The organism is Roseibium sp., assembly GCF_965216085.1.
Classification (GTDB): domain Bacteria; phylum Pseudomonadota; class Alphaproteobacteria; order Rhizobiales; family Stappiaceae; genus Roseibium.
In genome coordinates this window covers 5,978,874-5,994,144 of record NZ_OZ244138.1, presented here as the reverse complement: position 1 = coordinate 5,994,144, position 15,271 = coordinate 5,978,874, and the positions used below count along the sequence as shown (strand labels likewise).

The 15,271-nt window shown below is 55.7% G+C and carries 18 protein-coding genes; 9 read left to right on the top strand and 9 right to left on the bottom strand.

All coding sequences use genetic code 11. The features are described 5' to 3' along the window. Window positions 1-14: 14 nt before the first annotated feature. Window positions 15-743, bottom strand: coding sequence for an acetoacetyl-CoA reductase (phbB, locus tag ACOOFE_RS28025; RefSeq protein ID WP_141184489.1), 729 nt, complete (start codon window positions 741-743; stop codon window positions 15-17). A gap of 134 nt (window positions 744-877) precedes the next feature. Beyond that, a complete protein-coding gene (locus ACOOFE_RS28020; RefSeq protein WP_420413054.1) occupies window positions 878-2,059 on the bottom strand; it encodes an acetyl-CoA C-acetyltransferase in 1,182 nt (393 codons plus the stop codon). Between the two features lie 312 nt (window positions 2,060-2,371). Here ACOOFE_RS28020 and phaR point away from each other — a divergent pair, with 312 nt between their 5' ends. Next, a complete protein-coding gene (gene phaR / locus ACOOFE_RS28015) occupies window positions 2,372-2,956 on the top strand; it encodes a polyhydroxyalkanoate synthesis repressor PhaR (RefSeq protein WP_420413053.1) in 585 nt (194 codons plus the stop codon). A 61-nt stretch (window positions 2,957-3,017) separates the two neighbouring features. Here the strand turns inward: phaR and ACOOFE_RS28010 are convergent, their stop codons facing one another. Then, window positions 3,018-3,449 carry a GlcG/HbpS family heme-binding protein gene (locus tag ACOOFE_RS28010; RefSeq protein WP_141184486.1) on the bottom strand — a complete coding sequence of 144 codons (432 nt, stop codon included), beginning with the start codon at window positions 3,447-3,449 and terminating at the stop codon, window positions 3,018-3,020. A 137-nt stretch (window positions 3,450-3,586) separates the two neighbouring features. Here ACOOFE_RS28010 and ggt point away from each other — a divergent pair, with 137 nt between their 5' ends. The 3 genes from ggt to ACOOFE_RS27995 all read left to right on the top strand — a co-directional run bounded on the left by ggt (window position 3,587) and on the right by ACOOFE_RS27995 (window position 7,515). Beyond that, complete coding sequence (ggt, locus tag ACOOFE_RS28005) at window positions 3,587-5,182, top strand: gamma-glutamyltransferase (RefSeq protein WP_420413052.1); 1,596 nt, start codon at window positions 3,587-3,589, stop codon at window positions 5,180-5,182. Between the two features lie 120 nt (window positions 5,183-5,302). Beyond that, on the top strand, window positions 5,303-6,007 hold the full coding sequence (locus ACOOFE_RS28000) for a YEATS-associated helix-containing protein (RefSeq protein ID WP_420413051.1): 705 nt from the start codon (window positions 5,303-5,305) through the stop codon (window positions 6,005-6,007). A gap of 122 nt (window positions 6,008-6,129) precedes the next feature. Further along, window positions 6,130-7,515, top strand: coding sequence for a multicopper oxidase family protein (locus tag ACOOFE_RS27995; RefSeq protein ID WP_420413050.1), 1,386 nt, complete (start codon window positions 6,130-6,132; stop codon window positions 7,513-7,515). Window positions 7,516-7,526: 11 nt separating this feature from the next. Here ACOOFE_RS27995 and ACOOFE_RS27990 read toward each other — a convergent pair whose 3' ends face one another. The 5 genes from ACOOFE_RS27990 to ACOOFE_RS27970 form a co-directional block, all read right to left on the bottom strand. Beyond that, entirely contained in the window at window positions 7,527-7,841 is a 315-nt protein-coding gene (locus ACOOFE_RS27990) for a hypothetical protein (protein ID WP_420413049.1), read from the bottom strand. A 247-nt stretch (window positions 7,842-8,088) separates the two neighbouring features. After that, entirely contained in the window at window positions 8,089-8,415 is a 327-nt protein-coding gene (locus ACOOFE_RS27985; protein ID WP_420413048.1) for a hypothetical protein, read from the bottom strand. A gap of 231 nt (window positions 8,416-8,646) precedes the next feature. Next, entirely contained in the window at window positions 8,647-9,279 is a 633-nt protein-coding gene (locus tag ACOOFE_RS27980; protein ID WP_420413047.1) for an exonuclease, read from the bottom strand. 35 nt (window positions 9,280-9,314) lie between these two features. Continuing rightward, window positions 9,315-9,848: an MAPEG family protein gene (locus tag ACOOFE_RS27975; RefSeq protein WP_420413046.1), complete on the bottom strand. Its 534-nt coding sequence runs from the start codon at window positions 9,846-9,848 to the stop codon at window positions 9,315-9,317. A 96-nt stretch (window positions 9,849-9,944) separates the two neighbouring features. Continuing rightward, on the bottom strand, window positions 9,945-10,901 hold the full coding sequence (locus ACOOFE_RS27970; RefSeq protein ID WP_420413045.1) for a GlxA family transcriptional regulator: 957 nt from the start codon (window positions 10,899-10,901) through the stop codon (window positions 9,945-9,947). A gap of 80 nt (window positions 10,902-10,981) precedes the next feature. Here ACOOFE_RS27970 and ACOOFE_RS27965 point away from each other — a divergent pair, with 80 nt between their 5' ends. The 5 genes from ACOOFE_RS27965 (at window position 10,982) to rimM (ending at window position 14,860) form a co-directional block, all read left to right on the top strand. Continuing rightward, window positions 10,982-11,650 carry a DJ-1/PfpI family protein gene (locus ACOOFE_RS27965; protein ID WP_420413044.1) on the top strand — a complete coding sequence of 223 codons (669 nt, stop codon included), beginning with the start codon at window positions 10,982-10,984 and terminating at the stop codon, window positions 11,648-11,650. Between the two features lie 350 nt (window positions 11,651-12,000). Next, on the top strand, window positions 12,001-13,542 hold the full coding sequence (ffh, locus tag ACOOFE_RS27960) for a signal recognition particle protein (protein WP_420413043.1): 1,542 nt from the start codon (window positions 12,001-12,003) through the stop codon (window positions 13,540-13,542). Continuing rightward, window positions 13,539-13,862 (top strand): chorismate mutase, encoded by a 324-nt coding sequence (locus ACOOFE_RS27955; protein ID WP_141184476.1) that lies wholly within the window; start codon window positions 13,539-13,541, stop codon window positions 13,860-13,862. The genes ffh and ACOOFE_RS27955 overlap by 4 nt, the downstream gene beginning before the upstream one ends. 19 nt (window positions 13,863-13,881) lie before the next feature. Further along, window positions 13,882-14,259 (top strand): 30S ribosomal protein S16, encoded by a 378-nt coding sequence (gene rpsP, locus ACOOFE_RS27950; RefSeq protein WP_420413042.1) that lies wholly within the window; start codon window positions 13,882-13,884, stop codon window positions 14,257-14,259. Window positions 14,260-14,302: 43 nt separating this feature from the next. Next, entirely contained in the window at window positions 14,303-14,860 is a 558-nt protein-coding gene (gene rimM, locus ACOOFE_RS27945; protein ID WP_420413041.1) for a ribosome maturation factor RimM, read from the top strand. Here rimM and ACOOFE_RS27940 read toward each other — a convergent pair. Then, a complete protein-coding gene (locus ACOOFE_RS27940; protein WP_420413040.1) occupies window positions 14,806-15,252 on the bottom strand; it encodes an antibiotic resistance protein VanZ in 447 nt (148 codons plus the stop codon). The two genes, rimM and ACOOFE_RS27940, sit on opposite strands and share 55 nt — an antisense overlap. Window positions 15,253-15,271: the final 19 nt, after the last annotated feature.

The following is a 15,271-nucleotide window of genomic DNA, read 5'->3' as shown; positions in this document are numbered from 1 at the left end:
CCTGTTATTTGGCTTTAGCCGTTGGCGACGTATTGACCACCATTTATGGTCATGACGGCACCGGTCATGAAACCAGCGGCATCAGATGCCAGGTAAACAACAGTCTGTGCGATTTCTTCCGGCTTGCCGAGACGACCGACTGGGATACCGGAAACGATGGATTCCAGAACTTTTTCCGGCATCGCAGCGACCATGTCGGTGTTGATGTAGCCTGGGCACACGCAGTTGACGGTAATACCTTTGAAGGCATTTTCCTGGGCAAGTGCTTTGGTGAAACCGATCACACCGGCCTTGGCGGCCGAATAGTTGGTCTGACCCATCTGACCCTTTTGGCCATTGATCGAAGAAATGTTGATGATACGGCCAGAGCCACGGCTGCGCATGCCGTTGATCACTGGATGAGTCATCGTGAACATGGAGTCGAGGTTGGTAGACATCACGGCGCGCCACTGATCGAAATCCATTTTGTGGAACATGCCGTCGCGGGTGATACCGGCGTTGTTGACCAGAACTTCAACCGGGCCGAGTTCACTTTCAACTTGGGCAATGCCAGCCGCACATGCTTCAGGATCGGAAACATCCCATTTGTAGACGTGAATGCCGGTCTCAGCCTTAAACGCTTCCGCTTTTTCAGTGTTGCCAGCGTATGTGGCCGCCACGGTATAACCCGCGTCCTTCAAACCGCGGGAGATTGCTTCACCAATTCCGCGGGTGCCCCCAGTTACCAATGCGACCTTGCTCATTCCACATTCCTCCTGACTTCCAACTCCGGGCCCTTCGGGCTCTTTGTGGGTACTTCAAGTTCCAACCGGACTTTGATGTCCGCTGCGGCCGATCCTCCTCAGGCCCGGCCGCAGTATTCCCGAGTGCCTTCGACTTAGCGCTCCAGGCACATGGCAACGCCCATGCCGCCGCCGATGCAGAGCGTGGCCAGACCTTTTTTGGCGTCGCGGCGGTTCATTTCATGCAAGAGCGTGCACAATATGCGGGCGCCAGACGCGCCGATCGGATGGCCAATCGCAATCGCACCACCGTTGACGTTGACGATGTCCGGGTTCCAACCCATGTCCTTGTTGACTGCGCAGGCTTGGGCCGCGAAGGCTTCGTTGGCTTCCACCAGGTCCAGCTCTTCAGCTGTCCAGCCGGCCTTTTCCAGTGCCTTTTGAGAGGCTGGGATCGGACCAGAGCCCATGATGGTTGGGTCAACACCAGCGGTTGCCCAGGAAGCAATGCGTGCCAACGGCTTGAGCCCGCGCTTTTCGGCTTCTTCAGCACTCATAACAACGAGGGCCGCGGCACCGTCGTTAATGCCTGAAGCGTTCGCTGCCGTGACGCTGCCCTCTTTGGTGAACGCAGGGCGCAGCTTGGCCATACTCTCCAGCGTGGCACCATGGCGGATGTATTCATCATCCTCGACCACAATGTCGCCCTTGCGGGTTTTCACTGTGAACGGTGTGATTTCATCCTTGAACTTGCCGGCTTTTTGCGCAGCTTCCGCCTTGTTTTGAGAGGCAACAGCAAATTCATCCTGCTGTTCGCGTGTGATTTGCCATTTCTCGGCAACATTTTCAGCAGTCTGACCCATGTGGTAGCCGTTGAAGGCATCCCAAAGGCCGTCCTTGATCATGGTGTCGACCATTTTGTAGTCGCCCATTTTGTAGCCGGTGCGCATCGGTGCGCAGTGCGGTGACAAGGACATGCTTTCCTGACCACCGGCGATCATAATGGACGCATCACCGGTCTGAATCTGCTGCGCTGCGATAGCAACGGTACGCAGACCTGAACCGCACACCTGATTGAGCCCCCAAGCGGTAGCGCTATCGGGAATGCCGGCGTTGATGGCTGCCTGACGGGCGGGGTTTTGGCCCTGGCCTGCGGTCAACACCTGACCAAACACGACCTCGTCGACGTCTGCGCCATCGACCTTGGCCTGGTCAAGAGCGGCTTTGATAACGTGGGCGCCGAGCTCATGAGCTGGCGTATTTGCAAAGGAACCGTTGAAGGAACCGACCGGTGTGCGGGTCGCACTGACAATAACGACGTCGGTGGAAGCGCTCATATTACTCTCCAAACTTCTGGCCGTCGGGCCCAGGATGGGTGACACCTTTCACGGCATTCGCGTGAACCGTGACAATGAAGGGACTAGAACTTGCGCCGCCAAATGTGTCAACCGCGATAATCCGTATGACGGTCTTGTTTTCGCTGTTGCGGCATTATCCTTTCGTCACTGCACATAAAAAGGCTGGCACGAAGCAATACGATTGGCTTAGTCTCATAGTTGGAGGAGATGACAGGTCTGCAAAGTCTTGTCGTCAAATGATAAACAGCCACTGCAGATAGGCAGCTGCGGAACGAAAGGCGGATACATCTGATGGCCAAGACCAATGAGCCGACAATCATCAAGAAATACGCCAACCGGCGGCTCTATAATACCGGCACCAGCACCTATGTGACCTTGGAAGATCTGGCGGTGATGGTGAAGGGGGAGGAAGACTTCGTCGTCTATGACGCCAAGTCTGGCGACGACATCACCCGGTCCGTTCTCACACAGATCATTTTTGAGCAGGAAAGCAAAGGCCAGAACCTCCTTCCCGTTTCCTTCTTGCGCCAGCTGATCGGGTTTTATGGCGACAGCATGCAAGGCCTGGTGCCGAGTTTCCTGGAATACTCCATGACCTCGCTGACCAAGGAACAGGAAAAACTACGTTCTCAAATGAGCGAAGCTTTTGGCGCCACCGCGTTCGATGCGATCGAAGATCAGGTCAAGCGCAATTCGGAAATGTTCGAACGGGCGATGAAGATGTTCATGCCGTTCCCGAGCGGCGAAAGCAGCTCAACGCCGCCAACCAGCGAACCGAAAAAGGCTCAAACGACAGATACCAGCGATCTGGACGAGATGAAACGTCAGCTTGAAGAGATGCAAAAGACCATCAACAAGCTGACCGACAAATCCTAACTGGATGAAAAACCGGCCGTATGCGGCAGTCTTTCTGGCTGCCGCATTCTTTCAAAGCGGATTAGCCGCAGTCGGCGACCAGTTTTACAGCTTCAATGCCAGCAACGGCGCAAGCTTCGTCGTTTTCTGAAGTGTCGCCGGTGATACCGACCGCGCCGAGTGTTTCACCTTCATCGTTTTTCACCAGAACGCCACCGGGAACTGGAATGATCGCACCACCGGACGCGCCGTTCAAAGCGTTGACGAAGTGCGGGCGCGTTTCCGCATTGGCGTTGAGCCAGCGAGTGCCGGTGCCAACGGCCAAGGCACCGACGGCTTTGCCGGTGGCGATTTGAGGACGCATGATGGAAGAACCATCCTGGCGTTTCAGTGCGATGGCATGGCCGCCGGCATCCAGAACCACAACGGTCAACGGCTTGAGATTGAGCTCTTTCGCTTTTTCTTGTGCGGCAGAAATGATGGTCTCTGCGGTTGAAAGTGTGAGTTTGCGCATTTCGCCACTTCTCCTTAATGTGCTGGCCAGAACTGCCCGCTTGCTAACAGAGCGGCGGTAAGAGGAATAGGGTGTTTCTTCAACAAGCATTTGCGGCCAGGAGGAAACAATCAATTGGCCGCCATGGGGGGAATTCAGTGAAGCGAGACTTTCAAGCGCCAGGCAGATCACCGGTATTTGCACGAGAAGCTGCCGTGGCAACCTCGCACCCCCTTGCGACGAGCGCGGCGATAGAAGTTCTGCAGGACGGCGGCAATGCAGTCGATGCGGCGATCGCAGCGGTTGCCGTCCAATGTGTTGTTGAACCGCATATGACCGGGATTGGCGGCGATTGTTTTGCCATCGTGACAGAACCTGACGGCCGGCTCACAGGATTCAATGGGTCGGGCGCAGCCCCCCGCGCCGCAACACCGGAAAAACTCGCGGAACTCGGTGTTTCTGAAATCACGGACACCTCGCCGCATGCGGTAACCGTCCCTGGCGCTGTCAGAGCTTGGGAGACCTTGCTGAAAGCGCATGGCACGCAGGACTTCAAAACCCTGCTGAAACGCGCAGTTAATTATGCCCGGGACGGTTTTCCTGTCGCACCGCGTGTCGCGGCTGACTGGGCGAATAACATTGACAAGCTCAATGAAGATCCTGTGTCTGCGGCCAGATATTTGATCAACGGGTCATCTCCTGAAACCGGCGCAGTCCTCAAGTTTCCACATCTTGCCGAAACGTTGGAAGCGATCGGAGCAGAAGGCGCGGATGCGATTTATTCCGGGCCGATTGCAGAAGATATCGTTGCCGCTGTCACCGCCAAGGGTGGCGTAATGACCACCGACGATCTGGCAGCCTGCCACACGACGGCGGTTTCACCGGTGGTCCGCGACTACAAAGGCCACACGATTGCTGAACTGCCGCCGAATGGGCAAGGCGTGATCGCCCTCATCATACTCGGTATTCTGGAGCGTTTCGGTCTTGAAAACCTTGATCCCTTCGGGGCCGAACGATTCCACCTGGAGATGGAAGCTGCCCGCATCGCTTACGCTGTGCGCGACAAGTTCGTGACCGATCCGGGGTATATGAACGTCTGCCATACCCGCCTGATCGGCGAAGATTACATTGACCAGCTGGCGCAGATGATCTCGGTCGACAAACGTCTGGACACCATGCCGGATGCCAGCCTCGCGCCACAGACCGATACGGTCTATCTCAGCGTTGTCGATAAGGACGGGCTGGCGGTGTCCTTTATCAATTCCCTGTTCAGTGATTTTGGCAGCGGTATCGTGGCCCCGGAAAGCGGTGTCCTGCTGCACTGCCGCGGACGGTCCTTTAAGGCACAAGCCGGATTTGCCAACTCAATCGATGGCGGCAAACGGCCGATGCACACGATCATTCCGGCGATGGCCTTGAAAAACGGTGCGCCGTGGCTCTCGTTCGGCGTCATGGGTGGTCACTATCAAGCCTGCGGTCATGCGCATCTTCTCACCAACATTATCGATTATGGCATGGATGTGCAGGCGGCGATCGATTTCCCGCGCATGTTCTTCGATTTAGAAACCCACGCCTTGCAGGCCGAACGGCTTGTGCCTCCCGCAACCGTCGAGGGCCTCAAAAAACTGGGCCATTCCGTAGTCGCAGCTCCGGGAGCCATCGGTGGCAGCCAGGCGATCATGATCGATAAGGCCCGTCACGTGTTGACGGCTGGATCGGATCCACGCAAGGACGGCCACGCGGCGGGATACTAACCCAACCTTATCCTGTACCACCTGGATTGACTCATCTTTAGATTGAGATGAATCATAAGGACCAACTTTGCCCGGATGAACTGTCCGGGCAAAAATGGAAGCGGCACGGGAGGGAATGGCATGTCCGGCATCGTCTTGATCGTTTCAATTATGGTTGTCTGCGGCGGATTAGGGGGATTTGGAGCCTGGCTCTTGTCTCCTGGCTTTGAAAACGAAGGGAACGACATCCGCTACAAAGGCTTCGGCTATATCGTCGTCGGGATCATTGCAGCCGTGGCCGTGCCGTTGTTCCTGTCGATGGCCGAATCCAATCTGATCAATACATCTGGCGGGTTTGCCAATCTCCGTGATGGCTTCGTGTTTGCCGGCTTTTGCCTTGTCGCTGGTTTTTCCTCGCGGGCCTTCCTCAGCTCCATCTCGGAAAAAGTTCTGAATGAACTGAAGGAGAAAACGCGGGAAGCCGAACAGATCGCCGAAGACAGCAGTGAAGAAGTTGAAGAGCTGCGCCGGGTGATTGCTGAAGAAGCAACTCCAGTTGCTCCCGACGCAAATATACAAGGTGAAGTACTGAACACGATTGTATCGGACCTCAACGATGACCAGAAGAAAGTTCTGCAGGCCACCGGCGGCCTGACGATGCGGACCGCGACAGGTATCGCCAGAAGTGCAGAAATGCCGCGCACAGAAGCTGCCAAAGTGGTGGATGATCTTATTTCCAAGGGGTTAGCGGAAAGGACCACATCTCCAAAAACCGGGAACCTGCGTTTTAAGGTAACGTCCAAAGGCGTTTCGGTCTTAAACGCCTTGCCCTCCTCCAAATTGTGATCGCTTGCATAGACAGCCGCCTTGTCGGCTGTCTCGGAACCGCACATTTGGTCTTGAAGAGAACAGAACTCAGGTGCAAATGTGCACCCGGACGCGCTTAAGAAATCTTGGAGCAAAAAAGTATGGTGGGATTGTCTCGGCGCGAGCTGCTGATCGGATCAGCGGCAACAGGATCCGCATTTGCCGTTGGCGGCCTTGCAGCCCATGCAGCCAATGCAGCGGATCATGAGTTGGTCATGTCGGCATATGAACACAGCTTCCTGCCAGGCACCGTTACACAGAACATGATGAGTTTTTTGCCCGATGGTCCGCCGCCGGTTTTGCGGATGAAGCGCGGAGAAAAAACCGCCATCGATGTCAAAAATCATTTGGACGAGGCAAGCGTGGTTCATTGGCACGGTCTCAGGATCGCCAATGCCATGGATGGCGTGCCTTATCTCACTCAGCATCCAATCGAAGCGGGCCAATCCTACCGCTATGAATTCACTCCGCCCGATGCCGGCACCTTCTGGTATCACCCACACTGCAATACTTTGGAGCAAATGGCCCGCGGCCTGACTGGGGTCTTGATTGTCGAAGAAGACGAAGACCCGGGTTTCGATCTAGATTTGCCTCTGAACATCCGGGATTTCCGCCTGGGTGGCGATGGCCAGTTCATCGAACTGTTTAAAGCGCGCAATGCCGCCCGTGGCGGCACTTACGGAACAGTTTCGACGGTCAACTGGGAAGTAGACCCGGTCTATGAAGTTCCGGCCGGAGGACTTGTGCGGTTGCGTTTGGCGATTACCGACGTCACCCGGGTCGGCACTTTTGGTGTCGAGGGTGCAGAAGCGCAAGTCATCGCGCTCGATTCCAATCCGCTACCTCATTCGATGCCCGCCGACACCATTCTCTTATCACCAGGCCAACGCGCCGATATCGCGGTGCGTGTACCTGATGACGAGGGGCAAGAGGTAACGCTTTTGCTGCGCCGTCCGAATGGCGACAAAAACCTAGCGCGGTTCAGGGCGACCGGACCAAGTGCCCGGCGCAGCTTGACCGAATTGAAACCCCTGCCGGTCAATCCGGTTCCCATGCCTGATCTTGCCAATGCGGAGGTGATTGATTTTGTCTTTGGCTGGTCACCGGAGGGCGATGCGCCGCAAGCCAGCAGTTGTGGGTCTCTCGGCTATACCTTCTGGTCCATCAACCGGGAGGCTTGGCCCGGTGATGTGCCCGGACCGCTGGATCCACTGGCTCGAATGAAACTCGGCAAATCCTATATCCTGCGCCTACGCAATGAATCGCCGAACGACCATCCGATCCATTTGCACGGGGTCTCGTTTCAACTGCTTAGATCCAACAAACGCAAGCTGCCGCCACTCGTCACCGACACGGCCCTCTTATTGGAAGAAGAAACTCTGGAAGTGGCTCTGGTTGCCGACAATCCCGGCGATTGGGCGTTTCATTGCCATGTCATCGAGCATCAGAAGACAGGTCTTGCCGGTTTTCTTCGGATTGAGAGCTAGAGCAGGAAAACTCAGACAGACAAGGAGATTTGCGGCTGTACCGGTATGGCTCCGGTCTTGGCAGCATATCGCGCCATTTGTGCCGTTCGATCCATGACAGTCTGTACCGCAGCATGATGAGTGATCAGCAAGTGCGCCGTATAATCTGAAACCCCATGACGGGACATATCAGTCTGCTCGGCATCTGATGACTGCGGGTCGTTGTTGGCAGTTGGGATAAATTCAGGGTGCGGCCGCGCGTCCCGCTCGTAAACCTCTGGGACCTCTCCCACCGGTTTGGGTTGAATTTTTATCGGCCGTATGGCCGCAATCGGTTGAACTTGCATCAGTCTGGTCTCCGGTGCGGGCCAGTCCATGGCCAATCTTTTCGGAGGTCCGGAAAGGCACCGGATCCGGAATCAAACTAAAAAATGCTCCGGTTTGAAACTGTGTTGCGCGTCACAGTATTTCGGGTTTTGTTGCCAACGGTCACAAACTCAAAGCAAATCCCGCATTCACGTGGCCAAGAAAAAAGCCCGGAGCTTGATGCTCCAGGCCAAGGTATCCAGTGGTACTCTGGAAATTATAGTCAGCTCACCGTTCGGTCTTCAGAACATGCCCGGCGCCCCGCTGGCGGGGAAGGGCAGCGGTCGCCCGGTAGGTGTTGACCCCGATGAGAGGTTCTGTCTGCCTACGGGACCTTGTCTGAGGCTCGCCATCGCGTGTAGCGAGCAGGTGGGCTAGGAAAATCGAATTCGGGCGGTAGCGGCCAGTAAAAGCTTCCTGCTGCCGCTCAAGAACAGGTTCGAGCGGGACTGGCAAATGTGCAGCAAACGTGGACTGGCGTTCGCTTTCCGTCTCTCCCACAGACGGACGCTTGCGCCTCACATTGGCACGGCCAGCAGATGTAACAGGGTTCACTCGCACGTATTTACGCCTCACTGTCTCAGAATGGCACGCTTGTCGCGGCCCTTGCTTAGACTTCGCAACACTCGTGCCAGTTTAACGAAGCGTTAACCTTTTGTCCGCAGAAAACCGCCAATTCGCCCTCACAAAAGTTAACGGATTGGTAGATTTTCGGACATTTGGAGCAAATAATGAGGATATTGGTGGTAACTGATGTCCCGCCTTGAAACTTCAAAATCGAATTTTTCAGGTGTGATTCGGAAAATGAAAATCAGATTGGGACAATTGCCCGCCGCGCAGAAAATGCTGCAACGTGAGCGTGATCGATAGAGCGTCATCCAAGGCATCGTGGTGACGCTGATTGTCATGCGGAATTTCAAAACGCTGGGCGAGCTGACCGCTGGTGGTCATTTCAATGTCTTCTGAAGACATTCCCGCCCGCACCATCAAAGATTTCGCGTTGCCAAAACGGTGGGCGGGGATTGGCGGTGCAACCCCAGCCACAAAGCAGCTGATCCCAAGAAGGTTGAGTTCATCCTTGCCCCAGGACCAAAACGTACCGCCATTGGAAAAGTGATCGAATTGGCAGAGCGCCTCCGCCAGATCCACACCGTTTTGATCCATCTCTTCTTGTGAAATGCCCGTGAGGTCCGTGAAATAGGGATCAAGTTTCTGCTTTTTGCCGTTTCGATCTAATGGACCTATGTAAATCCGCTTGGATCCAACAACCGGATAGTCCCCACCTAAGGACAGATTGACCGCACCGATTTGTGCCACGACAGGATCTGGATCGATTGGCCCCGCCCAATACCGTTTCATGGCGCCGTCGGCCGTCAGATATTCACAATCAAAAATCGTCGCAGTTCGAAACTTCTCCACTTTGTCCCCTATCCGTGTCGGCCGGAATTATCGACTTAGATTGCGGTCACGGCAAAAACGGCGCATGCAATCAACAGCAGATTGGTGGAATAAAAGGTCAGCGCAAAGCCAAAGGCACGGGCCGGCGCGCCTTTTGAATATCCTATCCAGAAAAAGACCCTGCCGGCGACAAACAACAGCGCACCCGCGGGGACAGCGCCCAAAAGGGACAGCGGTGCGAGGGCTGCAAAACAGCAGTAGGTCAGGAACGCCAGAACCGATTGTTCAAGGGTGTTTTGCAAGACGGCTTGCAAAGTGTGCGCTTTAGCTGTTCCTTGGGTCAAACCTCTGCCATCAATGTCCTCCGGTGTGAAGAACCGGTGCCGCGCCAGGGTGCCAATTGAAACCATCAAGGCCAAAGCAACAGGAACCAGTGCCACTGCGGCGACCGTTAACCGGATTGACCCTTGTGTATCTCCTAAATTCTCGACCAATAGAAATTGGCTTCCAGCGGTAAGAACCACCACTGCGACAATCAGGGCGGACACCATGCCTTTCAGGACGCCTCTTTGTTTTTCGGACAAGCGCATTGTGTTTGCTCTCTGGCCAGCGTCTTTGGAACGCCGCAAGAGGACCACACTCAAGCGAGGAAAGAAAGCGCTACCAGAAAAGCTCGACGTTTGGCGTTAGCTTGAAAACCGCTCCCGATAGGCCTGCGGACTGACGCCAAACCGCCGATGGAACGCCTGGCGCAGGGTTTCCTCGGTCCCAAAGCCGCTGCGTGTTGCTGCCTGAGCCACCGGGCGTCCCTGCTCCAGCAAGTGCCGAACCTGATCCAGGCGCATTTCTTCCAAGGTTCGCATCGGGCTGCGGCCCGTTTCCTTTTTGTAATGCCGCGACAAGGTGCGCGGGCTCATAACGGCTTGCTCGGCCATGTCGTTCAAGGTGATGGGTTGCTGAAGATTCTGCATCATCCAGCCGTGCAGTTGATCAAAACGGCCACTGTCGTTTTGAAGATCCAGCGCCGCGCTGAACTGAGACTGCCCTCCGGGCCGCTTTAAAAACACCACCAGCTGGCGGGCAACTCCGAGCGCAATCTCCCGGCCAAGATCTTCCTGAACTAGAGCAAGCGCGAGATCAATCCCAGCGGTGATACCAGCAGAGGTCCAGAGATTGCCGTCCTGAACATAGATCGGATCTGACTTGAGCCGGACGTCCGGAAACCGTTCCTTGAATTCAGCGCAGCGCTGCCAATGGGTCGCAGCATACTTGCCGTTGAGCAGTCCGGCGGTTGCCAGCAGAAAGGCTCCACTGCACACGGACGCCACACGTCGCGCGGTTGCAGCACGGGACGTTAGCCAACTTATGAGCTCGCTATCTTCGCAAACCTTGTCGATACCGAACCCACCCGGGACCAGCACAGTATCAACGGCCGTTCCGGCTTGAGGCAGCGGATTAGCGAGCAAAGCAAGGCCACTGGAGCTTTTCACTGTTGAATGCTTGGCGACCGTTTCAGGGTCGTAAGCAGGGGGTTTTCCTTGCACCTGAAGAAGGTCATTGGCGGAGGCGAACACCTGCAGAGGACCCGTAATGTCCAGTATTTGTACGGCATCATAAGCCAAAAATTCGATCCGGCGTGTCATTTGGCGATAACCTTGGGGTGAATGACCAGATCGCCAAACAGTGGGCTGCTAAATCTTTCCTTGTCAACAAGGAGACCGAAATGAACCTTACATTTGGCCTATTGATCTTTCCTAATGTCCAATTGCTGGATGTGGCGGGTCCCAATGATGCTTTTGCCGGTGTTCCAGACGCCAAAGTCCACCTGATCTGGAAAACACGCGACCCGGTCAAAACAACAAGTGGCATGGACATCCGGCCGGATACGACACTGACAGACTGTCCGAAACTTGATGTCCTGTGTGTTCCGGGAGGCGGCGGGGTCAATCCCTTGCTTCAGGATGACGAGGTGCTGGCGTTTGTCCGAAAGCAGGCGGCAAACGCGAAGTACATCACTTCGGTATGCACTGGATCATTGGTACTCGGCATGGCCGGCCTCTTGAGAGGAAAGCGGGCAACTTGCCATTGGAATGCCGTCGACTTTTTACCCGCGATGGGCGCTATTCCCATCAAGGACCGCGTGGTGAAAGACGGCAATATCTACACCGCCGGCGGCATCACATCCGGCATTGATTTCGGCTTGGAGATCCTGGCCGACCTCTTGGGCGAAGATGAAGCCAAAACCGTCCAATTGGCGATGGAGTATGCCCCAGCCCCGCCATTTTCATGCGGCACGCCAGAGGAGGCGCCGGAAGATATCATCGCCGAAGCCCGGCGCCGGATGGATGCATCCCGAAAAGAACGGTTGAAGCTGTTTGGTGAAGCGGCCTAGTTTCAAGGCCGGCGTGTCCTGGTCTTTAACCGGGCTTAAATGTCGTGCTCCCGGCCCAAGGCCGGGAAAGCGATCTTTAACAGGCACACTGCGGCCAGAAACCCCGACCTTCCTTGACTCTTCCCGAGGTTTCCGGCATACACCCGCGAACTCCATATGAGTGACTGACAATTCGATCCGCCGACCGGGACCCGCAAAGGTGTAAAGAGATCCCGGAGGTTACCATCCGACAGCGCGATGCGCCCTCGGGTGCAAAACTGCTTTGCGTTACCGCATTCGGTTGGATTTGGGCGCCGGTTCCCCATATGGTTCGGGAGATTTCCCGAATTGTGTGACCTTGAGGACTTTTGATGTTTGAAAGCCTATCAGATCGACTAAGTGGCGTTTTCGACAAGCTTACCGGCCGTGGTGCTTTGTCGGAAAACGACGTCAATGAAGCGATGCGTGAGATCCGCCGCGCGCTGATTGAAGCCGACGTCGCCCTGCCGATCGTGCGTTCTTTCACTGATAAAGTCCGCCACCGTGCGGTTGGCGCAGAAGTCGTCAAATCCGTGACGCCGGGCCAGATGGTCGTGAAGATTGTTCACGATCAGCTCGTTGAAATGCTCGGTACGGAAGGTCAACCAATTGATCTGAACGCACCGGCACCGGTCGCGATCATGATGGTCGGTCTTCAAGGCTCCGGTAAAACGACCACCACGGCCAAGATCGCCCGCCGCTTTACCCAGCGCGACAAGCGCAAGGTGCTGATGGCCTCGCTCGACACCCGCCGTCCGGCGGCGCAAGAACAGCTGAAGGTTCTGGGTGAGCAGAACGAGGTCGACACGCTGCCGATCATCGAAGGCCAGGGTCCGGTCGAGATTGCCAACCGTGCCATGTCCGCGGCCAAACTCGGCGGGTATGATGTGGTTCTGCTCGATACTGCGGGCCGTATCCACATCGACGAACCGTTGATGGTGGAAATGGCAGAGGTGAAATCCGCTGCCAATCCGCATGAAATCATTCTGGTCGCAGACTCCCTCACCGGTCAGGACGCCGTCAATCTGGCGAAAAGCTTTGACGAACGCGTCGGCATAACCGGTATTGCGCTGACCCGTATGGACGGTGATGGACGCGGCGGTGCGGCACTCTCCATGCAGGCGGTGACCGGCAAACCGGTCAAGCTGATCGGTACCGGTGAAAAATCCGATGCACTGGAAGACTTCCATCCAAAGCGGATCGCCGACCGCATTCTCGGCATGGGCGACATTGTTTCGCTCGTTGAAAAAGCGGCTGAAGCCATTGATGCGGAACAGGCCGCAAAGATGGCGAAGAAGATGCAGAAGGGTCATTTTGACCTGGATGATCTCGCCGAGCAGCTGAAGCAGATGGAAAAGCTGGGCGGAATGTCCGGCATGATGGGCATGTTGCCAGGCGTTGGCAAAATGAAAAAGCAGATCGAGGCATCCGGTCTCGATGACAAGATGTTCAAGCGCCAGGTCGCGATCATCCAGTCGATGACACCGACCGAACGCAAAAAGCCCGACCTCTTGAAAGCCAGCCGCAAGAAGCGCATCGCTGCCGGCTCTGGTGTGCAGGTGGCTGAGGTCAACAAGCTTTTGAAAATGCACCGCCAGATGGCGGACATGATGAAAAAGATGGGCAAGGGCAAAGGCATGCTCGGCAAGCTGATGGGCGGCATGGGCGGCGGAATGCCGGATGTCGATCCGAAACAGCTTGAAGAAATGGCCAAGTCCGGCCAATTACCCGACGGCATGGAATTGCCGAAAGGCCTACCGGGCGGGATGCCGGGTCTGGGCGCCCCTGGGATGCCGGGTATGCCTGGCCTGCCGGGGCTCGGCGGCTCGAAAATGCCGGGGCTTCCGGGCATGGGAAAAGGTAAAAAACGATGAGCCATGCGGAAAGCCAATTGGGCCAGAGCGCAGCTCTTGAAGAGCTGAAGTCCCTACGCGGATCGATCGACAATATCGACGCAGCGCTCATTCACATGCTCGCTGAACGTTTCAAATGCACCCAGAAAGTGGGTGTTTTGAAAGCCACCAACGACCTACCGCCGGCTGATCCGGCGCGGGAGAAAATTCAGATCGAGCGGCTGCGCACGCTGGCAGCCGAAGCCAATCTCGATCCTGACTTTGCCGAGAAATTCCTGAACTTCATCGTTCGCGAAGTGATCCGGCACCATGAAGCCATTGCCGCTGAAGCCGGCAACTGAAACAAACTGGAGAAACAAAATGGCTACGAAAATTCGCCTGGCGCGCGGCGGTTCTAAGAAACGCCCGTATTACCGCATCGTGATCGCTGACATCCGCGCACCGCGTGATGGCCGCTTCATCGAAAAGGTTGGATCTTACAACCCGATGCTGCCGAAGGATTCCGAAGACCGCGTTCAGCTGAACGTTGAGCGTGTTCAGTACTGGCTCGACAACGGTGCAAAGCCGACCGACCGTGTACACCGCTTCCTCGATGCTGCCGGCCTTCTGAAGCGTGAGCCGCGCAACAACCCGAAAAAAGCGCAGCTTGGCCGTAAAGCGCAAGAGCGCCTGGACGAGAAAAAAGCAGCTGAAGAAGAAGCTGCAGCAGCCGCTGCAGAAGAAGCAGCAGCTGAGTAAGATTGACGGCACCGCGCAGCTGATGGTTTGAGGGCCTTTTGAAATGAGCTCAAATGAGACACAAAAGGTGCTGATGGCCAAAATTGGCGCGGCGCATGGCGTTCGCGGGGAAGTGCGGGTCAAGCCTTTTGGCGATGACCCGCTTTCCTTCACCGACTACGGTGTTTTGACCACCAAGGACGGCAAACAGTCGTTTGAGGTACAGAATGCGCGGGTGCAAAAGACGGTCGTTGTCACCAAATTTAAGGAAGTGACTGACCGCAACCGGGCGGAAGAACTGAACGGCGTCGAACTCTACATCGACAGGGATCAGCTGCCTGACACAGAAGACGATGAGTTTTACTATTCAGACCTGAATGGACTGACCGTCCAGGATCCCGGCGGCGAAGCCATAGGCAAGATCGTGGCTGTCCAGGATTTTGGCGCAGGTGATCTTCTGGAAATCCGGCCGAAGCGCGGCAAGACCTTCTACATTCCTTTTACCAAGGACTTCGTTCCGGAAATCAATCTGGAAGCCGGGTTCGTAACGGTGGACTTACCTGAAGACTATTTGTCCGACGAAAAGCCGTCAGATTCGTCCGGGGCCTCACCGGACAAATAACGAGTCGCCACTGGCTTCAGACCCATTTCCCCAAGATCTATGTCTTCCGGTTCATCTTCCAAAGCCTGTCTGGTTTCAGATCGGATCAGGGCAATCAGTGCAACGACCAAAGACACCCCAATTGCATTGGCGATGATGTCCGGTACGGACATTTGGTGATGCGGCAGCATCCCTTGAACGATTTCCCCGGCAATGCCCATTCCCATTGCGACCAAAGCGGAAATGCGCAAGCGGCAGCAAAACAACGCGTGAATGGATAGCGTCAACAGAGCAAAAAAACCGATGTGGAGAATCTTGTCGTAGGGGTGGCTTACGCCTGTTTCGAAAACCAGCCCGACCATAACACCGAATACGACCAGGACAGCCAGCGGCAAAACCCGACTGAATGACATATCAAGAAAATGCGGGTCT

What these genes read in the sequence shown, in the direction of transcription:
- rimM (WP_420413041.1), top strand. Translation starts at nt 14,303, where the DNA reads ATGAGCTCAAATGAGACACAAAAGGTGCTGATGGCCAAAATTGGCGCG.
- ACOOFE_RS27995 (WP_420413050.1), top strand. Translation starts at nt 6,130, where the DNA reads ATGGTGGGATTGTCTCGGCGCGAGCTGCTGATCGGATCAGCGGCAACA.
- phbB (WP_141184489.1), bottom strand. Translation starts at nt 743, where the DNA reads ATGAGCAAGGTCGCATTGGTAACTGGGGGCACCCGCGGAATTGGTGAA.
- ACOOFE_RS28020 (WP_420413054.1), bottom strand. Translation starts at nt 2,059, where the DNA reads ATGAGCGCTTCCACCGACGTCGTTATTGTCAGTGCGACCCGCACACCG.
- ACOOFE_RS27975 (WP_420413046.1), bottom strand. Translation starts at nt 9,848, where the DNA reads ATGCGCTTGTCCGAAAAACAAAGAGGCGTCCTGAAAGGCATGGTGTCC.
- ACOOFE_RS27965 (WP_420413044.1), top strand. Translation starts at nt 10,982, where the DNA reads ATGAACCTTACATTTGGCCTATTGATCTTTCCTAATGTCCAATTGCTG.
- phaR (WP_420413053.1), top strand. Translation starts at nt 2,372, where the DNA reads ATGGCCAAGACCAATGAGCCGACAATCATCAAGAAATACGCCAACCGG.
- ACOOFE_RS28000 (WP_420413051.1), top strand. Translation starts at nt 5,303, where the DNA reads ATGTCCGGCATCGTCTTGATCGTTTCAATTATGGTTGTCTGCGGCGGA.
- ACOOFE_RS27990 (WP_420413049.1), bottom strand. Translation starts at nt 7,841, where the DNA reads ATGCAAGTTCAACCGATTGCGGCCATACGGCCGATAAAAATTCAACCC.
- ACOOFE_RS28010 (WP_141184486.1), bottom strand. Translation starts at nt 3,449, where the DNA reads ATGCGCAAACTCACACTTTCAACCGCAGAGACCATCATTTCTGCCGCA.
- ffh (WP_420413043.1), top strand. Translation starts at nt 12,001, where the DNA reads ATGTTTGAAAGCCTATCAGATCGACTAAGTGGCGTTTTCGACAAGCTT.
- ACOOFE_RS27955 (WP_141184476.1), top strand. Translation starts at nt 13,539, where the DNA reads ATGAGCCATGCGGAAAGCCAATTGGGCCAGAGCGCAGCTCTTGAAGAG.
- rpsP (WP_420413042.1), top strand. Translation starts at nt 13,882, where the DNA reads ATGGCTACGAAAATTCGCCTGGCGCGCGGCGGTTCTAAGAAACGCCCG.
- ACOOFE_RS27940 (WP_420413040.1), bottom strand. Translation starts at nt 15,252, where the DNA reads ATGTCATTCAGTCGGGTTTTGCCGCTGGCTGTCCTGGTCGTATTCGGT.
- ACOOFE_RS27970 (WP_420413045.1), bottom strand. Translation starts at nt 10,901, where the DNA reads ATGACACGCCGGATCGAATTTTTGGCTTATGATGCCGTACAAATACTG.